This is a genomic window from Saccharothrix deserti (assembly GCF_009769385.1).
Taxonomy (GTDB): Bacteria; Actinomycetota; Actinomycetes; order Mycobacteriales; family Pseudonocardiaceae; genus Actinosynnema; species Actinosynnema deserti.
The window spans coordinates 155,637-176,419 of record NZ_VKAB01000008.1 but is presented as its reverse complement, the minus strand read 5'-3'; the positions used below and the strand labels follow the sequence as shown (position 1 = coordinate 176,419).

Sequence of the window (20,783 nt, the reverse complement as noted above, 5' to 3'; positions counted from 1 at the left end):
TGGACTGGTCTCCGGTACGTGTGTACTCGGACCTTGACCCTCGGATGCTAGACCCGCGCGCGGCACCCGACCCAACGGCCTGACGCCTCTGTGAGCGACGAGACACCGGGTGTGCGCTGGATCGATTCTCCTCACCGTCGTTCCTGGCCCGAAGTGCGGCGCCGATCACTCTTTCGAGTGGTCGACGCCGTCCACTGCGGATCAGCGCGACCGGTAGGTGGCCACGCCGTTGACGATGACGAGGTCGATGTGGATCTCCGGCTGGACCTGCCCGGTGAACGGTGCGAGCCACACCGGCTGGGGTGTGCCGGGGAGGTGGATGACCAGGTTCGCGCCCAACCGGGTCGCGATGAGCCGCCCGGCGAGGTCGCGGGCGTTGCCCGCCCTGGTGTTCTCCGGCGCGTCCTTGAGCGACCAGTTCAGGTTCTCCACCAGCGCCCCGTACAGGTGGCTCTTGCGCATGGGGTGCGTCACGGTGAAGTCCGCGACGTGCTGCGGGATGCCGCCCGCGGTGGTCACCACTTCTTGGCGCAGCGTCGCCGGCGGGATGCCGGTGGCCCGGCCGATGGCCGCGTACAGGCCGCCGATGGCCGGTGGTGGGGCGGTCGGGAGGAGGTCGGTGGTGGTGAACTTCAGGTGCCGGATGGCCTCGCTGACGTGCTCGGGGAGGGCCGGGGTGGGGACGTTCGGCGGTGCGGTGCGAGGGTTGCCGTTCGTGGTCGACGGGGCCGGGTTCGGCGGCGTGACCACGATCTCCGGGGTGCCGTTGGTCGGTGGGGTGTCGTTGGTGGGCGGGGTGCCGTTGGTGGGCGTGGGGGTAGGGGCGGGGGCGGGTGCGGTGGTGTTGTAGGTGTCGATCTGCCGGTCCACCGCGATCTTGGCGTTCCACCACTCCTGCTGACGGGCGTCCGCCTCGCGCCGCTTGGCGTCCAGCTCCACCTCGGCCGCGGTGATGCGGGCGTCCTGGGCGTCGCGGGCGCTGACCAGGCCGTCGTACTGCTTCTGCGCGTCGTTGCGGGCCGTCTGGGCGTCGCGGATGCTCTTCTGCTGGTCGCGGAGGTCGTCCTTGGCCGTCTTGAGGTTCTTGCCCGCGTCCGTCAGGTTGTCGCGCGCCTTGGCCTGGGCGTCCTTCACGCCGTTCAGGTCTTCCAGGGCCTTCGCGGCGGCGTCCTCGGCCTGCTTGTGGTTCTTGACGGCCGTCTCGTGCTGCGTCCGCGCTTTGCCCAGCTCGTCCGTCAGGCCGTCGACCTCGGACTTGATGCCGTCCCGGACCGCGACGGCGTCGGTGATCTCGGCTTGCAGGCCCTGCGCCACGGCCGGGTCCACCGGCGGCGCGCCCTCGGCGGGCGGGGGCGCGGATTGGTGGGCGGCCAGGTTCTGCTCGGCGAGGTCGACGGCCTTGTCCGCCTCGGTCAGGCGGGCGTCGGCGTCGGACAGCCTGCCTTCCAGGTCGGTGACGACATCGGCGCTCTCCGTCACGTCGTGTGCCCGGTCGCCTACCACGCCGTCGGCGTTCTGCGCCTCGATCTCCAGCTCCGCGACCCGGCTGGTCAGGTTCTTGTAGGTCTCCTGCGCCTCGGTCACGCCGTCGGTGGCGGTCTCGACGCCGGTCTCCAGGTCGGGGACCTTGCCGGACTCGGCGACGTCGGCCTCGATCGCGTCGTTCAACGCGATCTGGGCGTCGGTCAGCGCGTTGTCGGTCTTGGCGAGTTCGGCCGCCACCTCGTTGATGGTGTCCTGCGCGTCGTTGCGGGCCTTGTCGACCGCGATCTCCGCGTCCCGCCACGCCTTCGCCGTCGTCTTCACGTCGTTCTGCGCGTCGCTGAGCGCGGCGTCGAACTCGCGGCCGAGCACGGTCTCCGCCTCCGGCGCGGGCATCCGCACCGCGGCCGAGCCGGGCACCGCCAGGTCGACCACGCCGGTCTTGCCGCCGATGGTGGCGACCACCCGGTACTCGACGTCGAACTCGACCAGCCCGGACCGGCCCTGCGGCTTGAGGTTGTTGACCTTGTTGTCGGTCACACCGCCGGACACCGCCTGCGCGTCGTTGGACGCGTGCCGCACCTCGACGCCGCCGGTGCTGAAGTTGACTGTGTCCTTGGGGTCGCCGTGCTGCTTCACGCCCGCGCCGCCGGTCGCGAAGCCCACCGACACGTCGGCGTTCTCGCTGACCTTCGCCTCACCGCTGGTCGTGCTCACGGTGGACTCGGGGTTCTCCAGGTTCACGCCGTCGCTCAGGCCGCCCAACCGGGGGTTGACCAGCTTGGCGTACACCTTCACGTCCGCGTCCTGGCCGAACGTGAGCGCCGCCTCGTGCAGGCCGGGCACCTCCAGGGGGCCGTCCAGCATCCCGGGCAGGCTGGGCTGCAGGTTCTCCGAGCTCAGCGTGGACAGCAGCGTGTTGAGCGGGCCGGTGCCCTTGCCGGTGATGCCCTGGTTGGCGCCCGCGTCGGCCAGCGCCCGGATCGCCGCGGCACGCAGGTCCGCCGCGCCGCGCAGGCTCTCCACCGACGCGGACGCGGGCAGGTCGGACGGGGTGTTCGCCTGCTGCCACGCCAGGGCGGCGGTGGGCGTGCCGAGCTCGGGGCCCCGCTTGATCGCCGCGGCCATGTACGGCTGGTTCGGCGGCGGGCCGCCCGCGACCTTCTGGTTGTCCGCGTGCAGCCGGACGCCCATCTCCTGCGGGCCGCTGGTCGCCGTCGAGACGACCTGGTCGCCCTTCTCCACCACCAGTTCGAACTCGACCGGCACGGTGTACTTCACCGCCGGACCGCCGCCCGCCCGCAGGTGGCCGAACTGCCGCGTGGTCGAGTCGGTGGTCGAACTGCTCTGCGCGTGGTTGAAGTTCGCCGCCGCGATCACGCCGGCCGTGCCGGACACGTTCGGGTTGGCGCTGCCCGGCTGGGCCAGGCCCGGCGCCTTCACGCCGACGCCCCAGCCCTTGCCGCGGCCCTGGCCGTCGGTGACCTTCCGCGCGGCCGCGATGGTGTGCTCCATGTCCACACCGTCGTTGACCACCCGGTCGAACCGGGGGTCGCCGGTGGTCTTCGCGCGCAGCGTGACCTGGAACGTGTCCTTGCCGAACGTGCCCGGCTGGTGCACCAGCAGCGGAACGCCGCTGTCCAGGGCGCTGTCGATCATCGCCTTGACGCTGGTCGGCGAGCTGAAGTCGACCAGCCGCTGGAGGTTGTTCATCGAGTCCTCGAGGACCGAGTCCGGCACCAGCGGGTCGCCGAAGCGCTTGGACGTCTTCTGGTTCACGTCCGCGATCAGGTCGTTCACCACGCCGGACAGGTCCGGCACCTTGTCCACAGTGGACAGCCCGAGCGAGCCGGGCTCGCCGGTCGCCAGCGTCTTCGGCGGGGCCATCCGCGGGAACGCGGGCGGTGGCACGTTCGGCGACACGTTCGGCAGCACGCCGAGCTCACGCGCCACGTCCTCGCTGACCCGCACGAACACCGACTTGGGCAGGTTCACCGTCGCGCCCTCGGCGCGCGGCGTGCCGCCGTGGAGCACGTTGCCCGCCCGGCTCTCGCCGACGATCGTCACGTCCGCGTCCAACTGGATGAGCACGGTCCGCGCGGCGGGCGGCGTCACGAAGTTGCGGTCGACGCTGCCGCTGATCTCCACCGCCTGCGACTTCGAGTCCGCCCACGGGGTGATCTTGCCGGTCACCGCGGCACCACCCGCGCCGCTCGCCGGGGTCGGCTCGCCGGCGGGCGGCGGGGTGGCGTTCGGCTTGACCGGCACGTTGATGCCGCCGGTGACGTCCACCGACCGGCTCACCGACTTGCTCTCGCCCGCCTTGTAGCCGCCGGTGACCGCGTTCTCGGTGCCGGTGTCGTTGGAGATCGAGATCAGCTTGGGGTTGCCGAGCTTCATCGACATGCCGACCGAGCCGGTGCGGTCGGTGATCCGCCGGTCGTACTTGAGGCTCTGCTCCTGCATGCCGGTCTCGACCAGCTTGCGCAGGTTGGCCTTGATGTTCTCCGGGCTGAACATCCGGTCGATCTGGTTGCGCGACTCCGTGCCCGGCACGGTCAGCGCCGAGTCGCCCTTCGCCGCCCGGTTCAGCGCGTCGATCGCCTCGTCGCGCAGCGTCGTGGTGTTCGCCACCGCCTCGACGTGCAGGAACTCCGGCGACTTCTGCTCCGGCCGGGTGGTGAGCAGGTCCTTCACCGCGGGCGCGTCGGTCAGCCTGGTGACCACCGGGTCGCCCGGCTTGAAGCCCGCCGGGTCGGACTTCATCGCCGAGCTGTCCGACACCCACACGTTCACCTTGCCGTTGATCTGCGGCAGGACCTGCGGGTTGTCGCGGGCGTTCGGGTCGAGCGACCGGGTGAGGTCGACCGTGCGGGCGACCACGCGCGGCTGCGGCGCGTGCTGCCCCGGCCGGTCCGGCGTCACCCGCTGCACCCACGACCTCGGCCGGGTGAACGTGGTGATCTCGACCTCGAACTCGACGTCGTTGCCGAACACCTGGGCGTTCGGGCTGCCCACGTTCAACCCGGTGCTGTTCACCGTGGGGCCGGCGGTGTTCTTCACCGTCGACGACTGGTTGTACTTCACGCCGAACTGCGGCGTCGGCGTCACCGTCGCGATGCCGGTCTTGTCGGGGATGACGACCTTGCCCTCGATGCCGCCGCTCCAGCCCTTGGTGGTGGCGGTGGCGCTGTCCAGCTTGGGGCCGCTGGACGACGAGCCGCGCACGTTGCGCGCGTCCGCCTGGCCGAGGTGGGTGGAGTTGGTGAGCTTCGCCTTGACCGTGATGTTGACGTAGGTGTTGCTGGTGGCGTCGGAGTTCTTGAGCTGGATCTGGACGCCAGGACCCATCAGGCTGTCCATGTTGGACTTCAGCGCGGTCGGCGAGAGCTGGTTGAGCTTGCGCTGGTTGGCCAGCTGCTGCGCCACGTCGGCGAAGCCCTGGCCCTTGCCGCTGCGCGGGTTCGCGTTCGGGTCGTTCCAGCTCGGCAGGAACTTCTCGAAGCCCTCGACGTTCTTCAGCGCCGCCTCGACCTGCGGCTGGACCCTGGCGGCCGGCTCGAAGTCACCGACCTTCGCGTTGCCCGCGGCGATCGCGGCGTCCAGGTACGGGGGCGCCCAACGGGGCTCGGCGGTCGGCTTGGCGATGCCCGGCTGGGTGCCCTCGGGCGTCGGCAGGTTCAGCGCCGCCGCCTCCGGCAGGCCCAACCGGACGTAGGTGGTCACCGGCACGGTGACGTTCGCGCCGCTGGGGGTGCGCACCTCGACGTCCGCGGTCACCTTGTAGAGGCCGGTCTCGCCCTTGAGCTGGATGCCGGTGCGGTTGGTGGTGTTCGTGCCCGCGTTCGAGCTGTCCGCGGTGCGCGCGGAGTAGCCGAGCGTGGCGCCGACCTGGCCGGTGACCGCGCCGGGCACGCCCACGTTGCCGCCGAACCCACCGGTGGCGTCGAACCCGGTCTTGGTGGTCGCGGTGACCCCGGTGCTCGACGACGTGGCCTCGTGCAGGCGCAGCTGCGCGGCGTCGTGCACGCCGACCAGTTCGGCGGTGCGGAGGTTCGCGTGCACCTGGACCGCCGCGCCCTTGCTCGCGTGCGGGCTGACCAGGTCGGGCGAGGTCACCCAGCCGGTGAGCATCGCGCCCATGTTGTCCCTGATCGTGGTCGGGCTCAGGAACGTCTGGAGCGCGGTGCGGCCCGGTGAGCCGATCTTCGTGATGGACGGGTGCAGCTTGGCCGCCACGTCGGTGAACGCCTGGTTCGGGTTGGCCACCGTGACGGCCTCGGGCACCGGGTGCTCGATCCGCGCGCCCCAGTCCGGGGTCGGGTCCGGGCCGTTGTCCGCGATGGTCGGGTTGGAGTCCGCGATCGTGGACAGGTCGTTCGGGATCTGCAGGGTGACGTCCACCGGGCCGGTGTGGTCGGAGTCCACGGTGATCGGCGGCTGCGCGTTGCCCTGGGCGTCGGTGAGCGTGATCTGGTAGCTCACCGGGACGTTGGCCCGCGTGGAGAACTCGCCGGAGCGGATGATCCGCTGGTCCACTGTGGACGTGGAGCTGGACGAGTCGGTGGCGGGCGTGGCGAGCTGCGCCTTGCCGCCCAGCGAGCCGTAGGGGCCAACCGCCACACCGGCCGTGGCCGAGCCGCCGATGTCGTTGGCGGTGGTCAGGGTGTTGGTGGTGGACGTGCTCGTGCCGCTCTGCGCGGTCATGTCCACCTTGGTGTTGGTGGACGGCGTGCTCACCGCCGCGTCCGGGTCGGCCGGCGGCATCATCGTGGCCTGGATGTTGGCCTCGAACCAGTCCTTGCCGATCTTGACCTGGAAGTTGCGGCCGTGGCCGAGGAACGATTCGAAGTCGCTGGTCAGGGCGGTTTCGATCTTCGTAGCGTCGTCGGTCTTGAGGCCGTTGACGGCACCGGTGACCTTGGCCGCGCCCTGGACGTCCACCGGGGCGATGGTGCCCAGGGCCTGGTTGTTCTGGAAGAAGTCCGGGAGGTTCTTGGTGGCGAGCACCGGGCCCGGGTTGGGCGGGGTGATCGTGGCCATCGGGACGACCGGGTTCGGGGTGGTGCGGCGGAACGGGTTGCGCAGCGGCGCGTTCGGCGGCTGCACGTCGGCGTTCGAGGAGGTCGGGGTGGTCGAGGTGTCCGTGGTGGCGGCCGGGTTGGTGGTGTCCGGTGCGGGCGGCGGGTTGAACGACTCCAGCGCGTGCATCCGGTTCTCGACCAGCCACAGGTTGCGCGGCTTGACGCCCGCGCCGGGCGTGTCGAGGTCGTCGGTCATCGGGCCGTTGTCGTCGATGACGCGGCCCTTGCCGTCTTCGTGCTGGAAGATCGGTTTGACGTCGCCCTTTTCGAAGTACTCGTCGTGCAGGCCGAGGAAGTGGCCGACCTCGTGGCCCAGCACGGCGGGATCGGAGTCGACGGGCCAGCTCAGCTGGTTGGCGCGGCCGTCCGGTGCGGTGATGTCGATGGTGGCGTGCGCGTCGGCCGGGTCGGTGGGGAACTCGACGGTGACGTGGAACTGCTCGCCGCCGGGCAGTCGGTTGCCGTGGTTGAAGAGGCTTTCGACGCCCTGTTTGGTGCGCTTTTGGATTTCGGCGACCTGGTCGGGTGTGGCGTTCGCGTTCCCGTTGGAGTCGATGAAGACCTTGATGGTGAAGTCGCGCACGGGCACGCCGTTGACGTCCATGACCCGCGTGTCGTAGGCGATCGGCCCGCGCCACGCCTTCATGTCGATGCCGTCGGGGCCGATGGTGGTGTTGTTCAGGACACCGCCGTCCTCGCCCCGGACGGTGCTGGTGATGGGCGCGTTCGTCCGTGCGTCCTGGATGTCGGCGGACGACGCGGCGTTCGGCTGCGCGTCGAACCAGGGCGCGCTGCGGGCGGGGCTGTGCCGCCAGTCCGGGTTGTCCAGGATCGGGTGCGGTGCCTGCGGCTTGGCTGAGGTGATGACGGTGTCGGTGACCTTCACGCCTACGGGCGCGGCCGGCGGTGTCCAGCCGTCGGGGCGCTTGAGGTCGTGGTTCACGTGCACGTCGGTGGTGGGGCCGTTGGTGTCGCGGATGGCCGCGTCGATGCCCTTGGCGGCCAGTGCGTCCGCGACGACCTGCGCGTTGGGGCCGGAGACCTCGACCACGGCGTGCTGGTAGCCGTTGCGGTCGCGCATCGCGTTGGACTCGGTGATGTCGGCGGCCAGTGTGTCGAGGTCGGCGGTCTGCGTGTCGTCGAGCTGGGCCCCGGCGGGGACGTCGAAGGACCGTTCCGGGGACGGCGTCTGGTACGGGCGTGCGGGTGCCGGGGCCGGTGTGGCGGTCGGTGTGGTCGGTGCCGGCGGCGCGGTGGTGTCGGTAGCGGATCGGGTGGCCGGCGCGGGTGAGAAGGGCGGTGCCGCCACTTCGGCGGGTGGGGTGCCCGGTTCGGGCGAGGTGACCGTGTTGTCGGGCTGGGGCGTCGTCACGACGGGCGTGGTGCCGGGGGGTGTGACGGTGATGGTCGGTGTGGTGCCGGGTGGGGTGACAGTGATGGTCGGTGTGGTGCCGGGCGGTGGTGGGGGTGTCGGGGCGCGGTTGAAGTCGGCGATCCGCTGGTCGACCTCGATGCGGGCGTTCCACCAGTCGAGTTGGCGTGCGTCCGCCTCGGTGCGGCGGTTGTCCAGCTCGACCTCGGCGGCGGTGATTTCGGCTTCCAGGTCGGCGATGGCGTTGTCGACCTGCTGCTGCGCCTGCCGCGCGGCCTCGCGGGCGTCCGCCGCGTTCTGGGCGGCTTCACGGCCGGTGTCCAGGTTGGTGTCGGCGGTCCGCAGGTCGCCCAGCGCGGTGTTCAGGTCGGCGTTGGCCGTGGCCAGGTCGGTCCGCGCCTGGTTCGCGGCGCGTTCGGCGTTGTCGACCTTCAGTTGCGCGTCGGCCTGCTTCCGGATCGCCGCCGTGTTCGCGGTCTGTGCGTCGGTGGCGACGTCGACCGCCGTGGCGACGTCGGCTTCCCGGGCGTCACGCGTGGCGCGGGCGTCGTCCACCTGGCCGACCAGGTCCTTGGCCACCGGGTCGGCGGCGATCGGGGGTGCGTCGGCGGGACGGTTGTCGAGGTGTGTGTCGAGGTTGGTCTGGGCGAGGTCCAACGCCGCCTGCGCGTCGTCCAGCCTGCCCTGCGCCGCCGCCGCCTCCGCGTTCGCGTCCGCCAGGTCGCGCCCGGTGGACACCACGTCGGCGTCGGCGTCGGCCAGCGCGTCCCGCGCGTCCCGGTGGGCCGCGTCGAGGTCGGGGATCTGCGTGCTCAGGTCGTCGATCGCGGTGTTGGCGTCGTCCCGCGCGGTCTGCGCGTCACGGACGGCCTGTTCCAGGCCCGGCACGCGGCCGGCTTCGGTCAGGTCCGTGTCGATCGCGTTGTTGTGATCGACCTGCAACTGCCCGAGGTCGCTCTGGAGTCGGGCGATCTCGGCGGCGTTGCGGTTGATCACGGTCTGCGCGTCGTGCCGTGCGCCGTCGACCGCCAGTTCCGCGTCGCGCCAGGCCTTGGCGGTGTCCTTGACCGCGGTCTGCGCGGTGCTCAGGTCGGCGTCGAAGTCGCGGCCCAGCACGGTCTCGGCTTCCGGTGACGGCATCCGCACCGACGCCGAGCCGGGGATGTCCAGGTCCACCACGCTGGTCTTGCCGCCGATCGTGGCGACGACGCGGTATTCGACGTCGAAGTCGACCAGGCCGGTGCGGCCCTGCGGCTTGAGGTTGTTGACCTTGTTGTTGGTCGCGCCGCCGGAGAGCGCCTCGGCGTCCTCGGCGGCGTGCCGGGTCTCGATGCCGCCGGTGGAGAACCCGGCGGTGTCCTTGGGGTCGGTGTTCGGTTTGACCGACGCGCTGCCGGTCGCCCAGCCCACCGACACGTCGCCGGTCTCGCTGTGCTTGGCCTCGGACGAGGTGGTGGTGACCGACGACGTCGGGTTCTCCAGGTTCACGCCGTCGCTCAGGCCGCCCAGCCGGGGGTTGACCAGCTTGGCGTACACCTTCACCTCGGCGTTCCGGCCGAACGTCAGCGCCGCCTCGTGCAGGCCCGGCACCTCCAGCGGGCCGTCGAGCATCCCGGGCAGGCTGGGCTGCAGGTTCTCCGAGCTCAGCGTGGACAGCAGCGTGTTGAGCGGGCCGGTGCCCTTGCCGGTGATGCCCTGGTTCGCGCCCGCGTCGGCCAGCGCCCGGATCGCCGCGGCACGCAGGTCCGCCGCGCCGCGCAGGTTCTCCACCGAGGCCTTGGGCGGCAGCGTCGCCGGATCGCCGTTCCGCTGCCAGGCCGTCGCGGCGGCCGGCGTGCCCTGTGCGGCGGGCGGCGTGGTGGTGGTCGACGCGTAGCCCGGCGGTGGTGCGGCGGCCGGGGTGAACACCTTCTGGTTGTCCCCGTGCAGCCGCACCCCGACGTCCTGCGGTTGGCCGGTGGCCCTGGTGACGACCCGGTCGCCCTTCTCCACCACCAGCTCGAACTCGATCGGCACGGTGTACTTCGCGGCCGGGCCGCCGCCCGCGCGCAGGTGGCCGAACTGCCCGGTGGCCGCCTTGGTCACGGTGCTGCTGTGCTGCTGGCCGACGTTGCCCGCGGCGATCACACCCACACCGCCGGACACGTTCGGGTTCGCGCTGCCGGGCTGGGCCAGACCGGGCGACTTGAGGCCGACACCCCAGCCGGTGGACCTGCCCTGACCGTCGGTCAACTTCTGGGCGCCCGCGATGGTGTGTTCCATGTCGACGCCGTCGTTGACGACCCCGTCGAACCTCGGCGTGTTCGTGATCCGTGCCTTGAGCGTGACCTGGTAGGTGTCCTTGCCGAACGTGCCCGGCTGGTGCAGCAGCAGCGGCACGCCGCCGTCCAACGCACTGTCGATCATCGCCTTGACGCTCGTCGGCGAGGTGAAGTCGACCAGCCGCTGGAAGTTGTTCATCGAGTCCTTGAGCACCGAACCCGGCACCAGGTCGCTCTTGAACGGACCGCCGGTCTCCCGGTTGACGTCGGTGATCAACCCGGAGACCAGGCCGGTCAGGTCGGGCGCGGTGTCCAGCGTGCTCAGACCCAGCGAGCTGGGCTGTCCGGGGGTGAGCGTCGCGGGCGGCACCATCGCGCCGAACACGGGTGACGGCGTGGTGGGTTTCACGTCCGGCAGCACGCCCAACCCGCGTGCCACGTCCTCGCTGACCCGCACGAACACACCGCCGGGCAGGGTGACCGTGGCACCCGCCACGCGCGGGGTGCCGCCGTAGACGGCGTTGCCCGAGCGGGTCTCGCCGACCACGGTGACGTCCGCGTCGAGCTGGATCAGCACGGTCCGCGCGCCGGGCGGGGTGACGACGTTGCGGTCCACGCTGCCGCTGATCTCGTTCGCGCTGGTCTTGGACGACGAGTACGGCGTGATCCTGCCCGCCACGGCCACGCCGCCGGACCCGCTCGCCGGGGTCGGCTCGCCCGCGGGCGGCGGTGTCGTGTTCGGCCTGACCGGCAGGTTGATGCCGGCGGTGAGGTCGACGGTGTGACCGCTGGACTTCGCGTCCCCCGCCTTGTAACCGCCGGTGGTCGCGTTCTCGGTGCCGGTGTTGTCCGAGATGGACACCAGCTTCGGGTTGCCCAACCCGATCGCCATGCCGATCGCGCCGCTGCGGTCGGTGACCCGGCGGCCGTACTTCAGGCCGTTCTCCTGCATGCCGGTCTCGGTCAGCTTGCGCAGGTTGGCCTTGATGCTCTCCGGGCTGAACAGCCTGTCGATCTGGTTGCGCGCCTCCGTCCCGGGCACGGTCAGCGACGAATCACCCTGCGCCGCCGCGTTGAGCGCCTCGATCGCCTGGTCGCGCACCGTTTCGGTGTTGACCACCGCCTCGACGTGCAGGAAGTCCGGCGCGGGCGGGCGGGGCACCGGCGGGTTGAGCAGGTTCTTGATCGTCGGCGGGTTGTCCAGCCGGGTGGACGTCGGCGTGCCGGGCCGGAAGCCGGACGGGTCGTGGTCCATCGAGGAGCTGTCCGACACCCACAGGTGCACCGGGCCGGAGATCCGGTCGAGGTTGGCCACGCCGGGAGGGTTGGGGCCGCCGGTCCTGGCGACCAGCCTGGGGTCGGGCACCTGGAGGAACGGCGAGCCGGGCGTCACCCGCTTGACCCACGCCCGGTTGCGGCTGAACGTGGTGATCTCGACGTCGAACTCCAGGTCCTGGGAGAACACCTGGGCGTTCGGGCTGCCGACGTTGAGCCCGGTGCTGCTGACCGTCGGGCCGCCGGTGTTCTTGTTGCCCCACCCGTGGGTGTACTTCGCGCCGAACTGCGGCGTCGGGGTGAGCGAGGCGTCGGCGGTCTTGACGGGGAAGGTCGCCTTGCCCTCGACACCGAGGCTGACGGACTTCTGCGTGGCGGTGGTGCTGTCCAGCTTCGGCGCGGTATTCGCGGAGCCGCGCACGTTGCGCGCGTCGACCTGGCCCAGGTGCGTGCTGTCGACCGGCCTGGCGCGGACGGTGATGTTGACGTACTCGTTGGTGCTCAGGCCGCGTTTCTTGAGCTGCACCTGCACACCGGGGCCGAGCAGACTGTCCATCTTGGTCTTCAGCGCGGTCGGCGACAGCTCCGCGTCCAGCTTGCGCTGGTTGGCCATCGCCTCCGCGACGTCGGCCAGGCCCTGGCCCCTGCGCGGGTTGGCGTCCGGGTCGTTCCACCCCGGCAGGAACTTCCCGAAGCCCGGCAGGTCCTTCAACGTGGCCTGCACCTGCGACTGCACCCGCGTGCCGGGGCCGAACTCGCCGACCTTGACGTTGCCCGCCGCCAGGTCCGCGGCCAGGTAGGGCGGGAGGAATTTGGTGCCCGCCGTGCCGGGCCTGGTCAGGCCGGCGTCGGTGCCCGGCGGCACCGGCAGGTCCAGCGCGGCGGCCTCGGGCAGCCCGACCCGCAGGTAGGTGGTGACCGGCACCACCACGTCCGCGCCGTTGGGCGTGCTGACGTGCACGTTCGCGGTCACCTTGTACAGACCGGTCTCGCCCTTGAGCTGGATACCGGTACGGGTGCCGGAGCTGGTGCCCGCCGAGGACGTGTCGGAGGTCCGGGCCGAGTAGCCGCCGGTGATGCCCGCCGTGCCGCCGATCACACCGGGCACGCCGACGCCGCCGCCGACACCGGCAGCGACGTCGAAGCCCGTCTTGCTGGTGGAGGACACGGAGCTGCCGGTGGCCTGGGACTCGTGCAACCGGAGCTGGGCGGCGTCGGTCGTGCCGACCAGCTCGGCGGTCAGCAGCGTGGCCTTCATCCGCACCGCGTTGGCCTTGCTGCCGTGCGGGCTGATCAGATCCGGCGAGGTGACCCAGCCGCCCAGCATCGCGCCCATGTTGTCGCGCACGGTGGTGGGGTTGAGGAAGTCCCGCAACGCGGTGCGTCCGGGCGCGCCGATCCTGGTGATCGACGGGTGCATCTTCTTCGAGACGTCGGTGAACGCCTGGTTGGCGTCGAAGTCGGTGACCGCTTCCGGCAACGCGTGCTCCAGCCTGGACCCCCAGCCCGGCGGCAGTGCCGCGGCGGGTTGGGCGTTGCCGGAGTCGGCGATCGTCCCCAGGTCGTCGGGCACCGCGAGGGTGACGCCGCCGTTGACCGCCTGCGGGGGGCGCACGGTGCCGTTCGCGGCGGTCAGCGTGACCCGGAAGGAGACCGGGACGTCGACGTTCGTGGAGCTTTCGCCGCCGCGGATGACCCGCTGGTCCACCGTGCCCGAGGACGTGTTCAGCGTGGTGGCGGGGGTGGCCAGCTGCGCCTTGCCCGCCAGCGACCCGTACGGCCCGACGCCCGCCGTCGCCGCCGCCGCGAGGCCGACGTCGTCGGCGGTGGTGAGGTTGGTGGCGGTGCCCGTAGCCGTGCCGGACTGGGCGGCCATGTCCACCTTGGTGGTGGTGGACGGCGTGCCGGTGACCGCGGCGTCGTTGGCCGGCGGCAGCATCGTGGCCTGGACGTTGGCCTCGAACCAGTCCTTGCCGATCTTGACCTGGAAATCGCGGCCCTGGCCGAGGAACGACTCGAAGTTGCTCTCCAGCGCGCTCTCGATGACCGCCGCGTCGGCCGGCGTGATCCCGGTCATGACACCGGTGACCTGCTGGGCACCTCGTACGTCGGTGGGCGCGACCGTGCCCAACGCCTTGCCGTCCTGGAAGAAGTCCGGCAGGTTCCGCGACCCGAGCACCGGGTTCGGCGCAGGGGGCGGTGCCGGAGTGGGCGCGGGGATCGGTGCTGGAGTGGGCGTTGGGGCGGGCGCGGCATTGGAGTTCGCGGCGTCGGTGCCCGTGGTGGCGGGGGTCGGTGTCGGGGTGGTGTTCGCCGGGGTGGTGAGGTCGACCATCGGGATCGGCGCGGAGATCGGCTGTGGCGTCGGGGTGGAGCGGAACGGGTTGCGCCACGGCGCGTTGGGCGGCTGGACGTCGGTGTCGACGGAGCGCGCGGCTGGTGCGGTGTTCTGGGTGCGTGTCGGCGCGTTGGGTGGCTGGACGTCGGTGCTCGCGGGTGGTGCGGTGGTTGCGGGCGGGTTCGCCTGCGCGTCGAGCAGCGCTCGGACGGCGGCGGGATCGTTGCCCCAGGTGCGCATGTCCGAGGTCGCGCGGTCGAGGGCGACCTGCGTGTTTGCCACGTCGCGCCACGCGTTGTCGAGAGCCGCGCGGGCGCGGTCGGCGTATGGGCCGCCCGCGTGGGAGTCGAGGACATCCCGGGCGCGAGTGGCGCTCTCAAGGTCCTGTTGCGCTTGCGAGTGCGCCTCCCACGCGGCCTCCCGGCTCGGCGGGAAGTCCGGGCGCTGCGCGGACACGTCCGGTCCGGGACGGCCGTTCGCCTGGTGGTCGAGCACCGTCGCGACGTCGCTGTCCGGGCCGATCGGCGGCGGGGGCGACGCGGGGTTCTGGTTCGCGGGCGGACGCGGGTCCGCGAAGACGAGGGAGGGCGGCTCACCTGGGCTGAAGCGGATCAGCGGCTCGGCGTCGAGCGCGTCCTGCTGGTGCTTGCCGACGATTTTGTTGAAGATCTTGTGCTGGAAGTCGCCCTGCGGCTCCCAGTACATGTGCGCGCCGTGCTGCACGCCCATCTCGCGCTTGGTGAGCCGCCAGACGTCGAGGTCGTAGTCGTAGTCGGCCAACGCCGCGCCGCCGTCGGGCTGCCGGATGTGGTAGACGTCGTGGTCGCCGGTGATGTTCTTCGGACCGTCCGGTGTGGACTTCTGGACCACCCCGGTCTCCGGGTCGACCTGGTAGCGGCCGTCCGCGGCGAACGCCTCCAATTCCGAGGCGAGCGCGTCGAACTCTTCCCCGCGCTCCTTGTACCGCTCTTCGATGCCCTTGCGCGTGTTCGGGTCGACGCTCGCCAGGACCTCGGGGTCCGGTGGTGTCGGGGAGAAGTAGCCGACCAGGCCGATGTTCTCCGGTGAGGCGCCCAGGTAGGTGTCCAGCTCGTTGATCGTCTTGGCTTTGATGTCCTTGGGCTTGGGCACCGCGCCCTGTTCCAGCCACTTGACCGAGTCGGGGTTCGTCGGCCGCACGTCGTAGGTGAGGTTGAACCGGTCGGCGAGGTCCTGGAACCGCGCCTGGTTGATCTCGGGCATGCCGAACTCGTCGCTGAGCCGTTGCGGCGTCAGCGGGTTCGGGTCGGCGGGACGCGGCGAGTCCCACGCCTCGCGCATGCCGACCGGACGTGGCGCGGGCTCCACGGACGACTGGACTGCGTCGAACACGTCCTTGGCGAACGTGTCCGAAACGCGCGGCGGCTGGTGGTCGATCTGTGGTGCGGTGTCGACGTCCGAGCGGGGCGCGTCCGGCGGGACGGTGTCGGGGCTGACCGGTGTGGGCGCGGGCGGCGGGTTGAACGACTCCAGCGCGTGCATCCGGTTTTCGATCAACCACAGGTTGCGCGGCTTGACGCCCGCGCCGGGCGTGTCGAAGTCGTCGGTCATCGGGCCGTTGTCGTCGACGACGCGGCCCTTGCCGTCTTTGTGCTGGAAGATCGGTTTGACGTCGCCCTTTTCGAAGTATTCGTCGTGCAGGCCGAGGAAGTGGCCGATTTCGTGGCCCAGCACGGCGGGATCGGAGTTGACGGGCCATTCGACTTGGTTGGCGCGGCCACCGGGTTTGGTGATGTCGATGGTGGCGTGCGCGTCGGCGGGATCGGTGGAGAATTCGACGGTGACGTGGAACTGCTCGCCGCCGGGCAGCCGGTTGCCGTTGTTGTAGAAGGTCTCGATGCCCTGTTTGGTGCGCTTCTGGATGTCGGTGACCTGGTCGGGGGTCGCGTTCGCGTTTCCGTTGGGGTCGATGAAGAGCTTTACGGTGAAGTCGCGCACGGGCACGCCGTTGACGTCCATGACGCGTGTGTCGTAGGCGATCGCCCCGCCCCAGGCTTTCATGGCGATGCCGTCGGGACCGACGGTGGTGTTGCTGCGGACGCCGCCGTCCTCGCCGCGGACGGTGCTGGTGATGGGCGCGTTCGCCCGTGCGTCCTCGATGCTCTGGTTCGACGCGGCGTTCGGCTGCGCGTCGAACCACGGTGCGTTCGCCGCCGGGCTGTGTCGCCAGTCCGGGTTGTCCAGGATCGGGTGCGGTGCCTGCGGCTTGGCTGAGGTGATGACGGTGTCGGTGACCTTCACGCCTACGGGCGCGGCCGGCGGTGTCCAGCCGTCGGGGCGCTGGAGGTCGTAGTCGACTCGGACGTCGGTGCCGGTGTCGCGGCCACTGTCGCGGATCTGCGCGTCGACGCCCCGAGCGGCAAGGGCGTCGGCGACGGCCTGGGCGTTCGCGCCGGATACCTCGACCACGGCGGGCCGGTAGCCGTTGCGGTCGCGCATCGCGTTGGTCTCGGCGACGTCCGCCGCGAGCGAGTCGACCTGCGCGTTCTGCTCCGCGGTCAGGTCCACGCCCGCGGGCCCGTCGAACGACAGCTCCGGACTCGGTCCCCGTGGGGCCTGATCACGGGTGGTCGTCGGTGGTGTCTGGGCCGGGCTGTCGACCGCCGGCGGGTCGCCGACCGGACCCCTGGTCGGCGCCGGCGGAGGCGCGGTTTGAGTGGTGGGTGCGGGCCGGTCCGGGATCACCATCTCGCCGACCACGCTGCGGCCGTCCTGATCGGGGTTGCGCGAACCGGGTGGGAGGTTCGAGCCACGCGAGTCCGGCACCACGCGGATCTGGTCGGCGGTCAGCGGGGTCTGGCCGGGCGGCAGGTTCTGCTGCGCGTCGGCGAGCAGCCGGCCGATCTCGCGCGACGTGAAGGCCGCGGCGATGTCGGCGCGGTGCTGACCGTTGGCGTTGGGCCGGAACGACGAGTTGCTGTAGCCGTGCAGGTGGATCTCCGGCAGTGGCAGACCGTTGCGGTTCCGCCACAACGCGGCGTCGACGGCGCTCTTGGCCATGCCGGTGAGCATCCCCGCCCCCGGTGGGGTGACCTCGCCGTTGGCGACGGCCTGCACGTCGATGTCGCGGGCGTCGGGCAGCGGCACCTTGACGTCGGCACCGCTGGAGTTCGCCACGGCCACCGCCGCGATCGGGTTCGCGAGCTGCATCTGGATGTTCGGGGTGTCGACGTGGCCCCACTTGTCGAAGAACGTTTCGCCTTCGGTCTTGCCGTAGTGGCCGATGAACCACATCTGCCCCGGCTGCGGCAGGTCGTTGTTCCCGGACAGACCGCTGATGGCCTGGCGGGCGTTCAGCTCGGCGTTCTGGAGGTTCACCTCGGCGATCTGCCGCGGGGCGCCGTCGATGCTCGGGTCGGCGAGCGTCTGCCGGTTGTCGCGGATGTCGATGAGGGAGTCGACCAGCCTCTTCTGCAGGTCGGTCGAGTTCGGGTCGTTGGCCAGGTCCGTGCGGATCTGATCCAGGTCGGCCCCGTGCTCCCGGAGGTTCGCGTCGATCGCCTGGTCGAGGTGGAACTTGCGGGCGCCGCCTTGGCGGACGGTCTCGATGGTGAACTGCGCCTGGTTGTCCGCGCTGTTGGCCACCACGGAACCGAAGTGGTAGCCCCACACCTGCGGGAGCTGCACGCCACCGTTCGTGCCCTGCTCGGGCCGGGCGAAGTTGAGGCCGAAGTTCGGCTCCACCCTGCCGTCGACACCGGGCGACGGCGCGGAGACGGACTGGATGACGTACGCCTCGCCGGGGTTGGCCCAGGCGAACTGGTTGACGCCCAGCTGCTCGGCCGCCGCGTCGAGCTTGGCGCGGGCGTCGGTGCCGGGGCGCAGTGCCGTGCCGTACGCCTGACCCGGCATCGGGCCGTCCAGCGACGCCGTGGACATCGGGCCGACGACTGCCGCATGCGTGATCCCGCCGGAGTTCGGGTCGTTGGCCGCGTTGGCGAGGGCGTCGGCCAACTCGTGCGTGCCGTAGAACTGGAGCGGTCCGCCGTTGGCGATCCGGCCCACCGTCGGGGTGGCGTTCGGATCGGCGGGACGCAGCACGACCTGTCGGTGCGAACCACCGATGACACCCATCGAGAACTCGCTGCACACACCCGGAGGGGTGGACTTGAACGTCGGCTGGACCATGACCAGCTCGGTGTTCACGTCGCCCTGGCCGTAGCGGACCTTGTTGCCCGGCACCGGGTTCAGGGTGACCTTGCTGCCGACCTCCTTGAGCCGCGCATTGGCGTCGGCGATCACGTCGGGGGTGGCGTAGAACTCCTTGAAGTGCCCGTCCGCGTTCCTCGCGGGCACCGCGATCGTGCCGTCGGAGGAGAACACCAGCGGCGGCTTGGCCACCGGGGTCTGCGCCACGACCGGCAGGAAGGCCGGGAAGCCGCCCGTCGCCACGAAGGTCGTGTTGTGGGCGTGGGAGGTGAACGGCGGCACCGTGCCGTCGGACTCCACGGTGTAGTTGGTGGTCACCACCGGGCCGGACGGGGCGGACTGCACGTCGACGTCCCCGGCGGGGTCGTTGTCGAAGTAGAAGTCGAGCAGCGAGTCGTTGTCCACGTCCGCGGTCGTCGCGACCCCGGTCTCCGGGTCGAACGTGATCACGTAGTCCGAGAGGTCGGGATGGACGTCCTGGTCCACATCCGTGCCGGGCGGCTGGGAGGAGATCAGCGAGACGTAGGCGGCCGCGGTGTTGATGTCGGTCGGTGAGTCGGGGTTGCCGAGCTGGGCCAAGTCGGTGATCGACTCGACCACGATCCCTTGTGGCCTGGAACGCCGCGGAGCCGAGGGCGGAACCGGGCTGTTCGGCGGCACGACAACCGCTGCCACCACCGCCGGGTCGGTGTTCGGCGCCGCGCCGGTCGGCGAGTTCCGCGCCGGCGGGGCGGTTGCCGGGGCCGGTGAGTTGGGTGGTGCGACGTTCGGTGTGTTGGGCGCAGGGGTGTTGGCGGTCGGCGGTGGGCTGCTGACCGGTGGGGTGCTCGCCGGAGGGGCTGTGGGTGCGGTCGGCGAGTTGACCGGTGCCGGTGTGACAGGTGGGCCCGCCGGTGGGGCGGTCGGGGGTGCCTTGGCCAGCGGTGTTGTGGCCGGTGGCGCGGTGTTCGTGTTCGGGGTGTTGACCGGCGGGGTGTTGGGGGTCGGGGGAGCGTTCGGAGGCACCTGGCCCGCGGGCGGCGCGGTCTTGACCGTGCCGTCGGGGACTGGGGGTTTGGGCGCGTCGAAGACGCCGCTCGGCGTGCTGGGCTGGGTGAACTTGCTGTTGCGATCGCCACCCGTCGTCGGGCTGGGCGCGCCGGTAGCCGGGGGTGTGGCTGCGGGAGGCGTCGCCGCTGGGGGGACCGCGGAAGGGGGCGCTGCCGGTGGTGTGGTCACCGGTGGTGGGGTGTTGGTCGGCAGTGGCGTCTTGGTCGCGGGCGGTGGGGTGGCGGAGGTCGGCGGGGCCGTCGTCGGCGTGCCCGCCGGTGTGGTGCCCACCGGAGTGGTGACCGCCGGAGGTGCGGTCGGCGGAGTGGTGACCGCCGGGGGGACGGTTGGCGAAGGGGAGGTCGGGGTCGGCCTGGGGGCCGGCGGCGGGGTCGAGGACGACGTCGGCGGAGCCTTGGTGATGTTGCCGTCCGCCGTGGGCGGCTTGGGCGCGTCGAAGACGCCCTTGCCCGGCCCACCCGTGAACTTGCTCGAACGGTCCGTCGACTGGTTCCCGCCCGGCGCGCCGGCCGCTGGTGGAGGACCGGCCATGGGAGGTGCGCCGGCGGCAGGGGAGCTGACCGGGGGTGTGCCGCCCGGGGTCGGCTTCGGGGTCGTCGAGGGCGCGGTCGTCGAGGTGCTCGGCGGCGGTGTCGTCGACGGCGGGGTGGTTGACGGTGGGGTGGTTGACGGTGGGGTGGTTGACGGCGGGGTGGTCGTCGGCGGCGTGGTGGGGCCCGGCGCGCCGATGGTCGGCTTGGGGGCAGGCGGCGGGGTCGAGGACGACGAGGACGGCGCCTTGCTGATGGTGCCGTCGCCGGTCGGGGCCTTCGGGGCGTCGAACGTGCCCTTGCCCGGCCCGCCGGTGAACTTGCTCGAACGGTCCGTCCCACCTGCACCTTGCGCGCCCGGAGCACCTGGCGCCATCGGGCCGCCGGCGATCGGTGGTGCCGTGGGTGCGCCGGACAAGGCGCCGGAGATGCTGCGGGACGCCGTGCTCCCGCCGGGAGGCGTGGCAGCGCCGGTCACCGGTGCCGCTCCCGGCGTGGGGCCACCCTTCACGGGCGGGGTGCCGCCACCGGGTGTCGTGCCGCGCGGACCGCCCGGTGTCGAGGACCCGCTGGCACCCGGAACGTTCGTGATCGGCCCGACCGACGACCCACCGGGCGCTTTACCGCCGCCGGGAGCGTTCGGCCCGGTCCCGCCGGGCACGTTCTTGATCGGCCCGACCGAAGACCCACCTGTGCCGCGCGTGCTGCCAGGGGTGTTGGGCCCGGTTCCGCCGGGAACGTTCGTGATCGGCCCGACGTTCGGACCGCCGGGCGTCTTGCCGCCGCCGGGAGTGTTGGGTCCGGTTCCGCCGGGAACGTTCGTGATCGGCCCGACATTGGGCCCGCCAGGTGTCTTGCTACCGCCTGGAGCGTTGGGCCCGGAAGCACCCGGCACGTTCTTGATCGGCGCGACGTTGGGACCGCCGGGCGTTTTGCCGCCGCCGGGAGTGTTCGGTCCGGTCGCGCCGGGCACGTTCTTGATCGGCCCGACGTTAGGGCCACCAGGCGTTTTGCCACCGCCGGGAGTGTTGGGCCCGGAAGCACCCGGCACGTTGTTGACCGGCGTCACGGACGGCCCACCGGGCGTCTTCGAGCCGAGCGGACCGCTGCCGGGGGAGCCCGGAGGGCGCTGGGCGTTCGAGTTCGGGTCGATCTTGGCGAACTGCTCGCGGCCGAACTGGTCGTTCTGGACGTGCGTCTGAA

General features: G+C 71.5%; 2 protein-coding genes. One reads left to right on the top strand and one right to left on the bottom strand.

Going from position 1 to position 20,783, the window contains the following annotated elements:
• Nucleotides 1-201: 201 nt before the first annotated feature.
• Entirely contained in the window at nt 202-18,600 is an 18,399-nt protein-coding gene (locus FM051_RS18085; protein ID WP_158844492.1) for a hypothetical protein, read from the bottom strand.
• Between FM051_RS18085 and FM051_RS18080 the strand changes: the two genes are divergently transcribed.
• On the top strand, nt 18,542-20,782 hold the full coding sequence (locus FM051_RS18080; RefSeq protein ID WP_158844489.1) for a hypothetical protein: 2,241 nt from the start codon (nt 18,542-18,544) through the stop codon (nt 20,780-20,782). The two genes, FM051_RS18085 and FM051_RS18080, sit on opposite strands and share 59 nt — an antisense overlap.
• Nucleotide 20,783 lies beyond the last annotated feature (1 nt).

What these genes read in the sequence shown, in the direction of transcription:
- FM051_RS18080 (WP_158844489.1), top strand. Translation starts at nt 18,542, where the DNA reads ATGTCGGTCGGTGAGTCGGGGTTGCCGAGCTGGGCCAAGTCGGTGATC.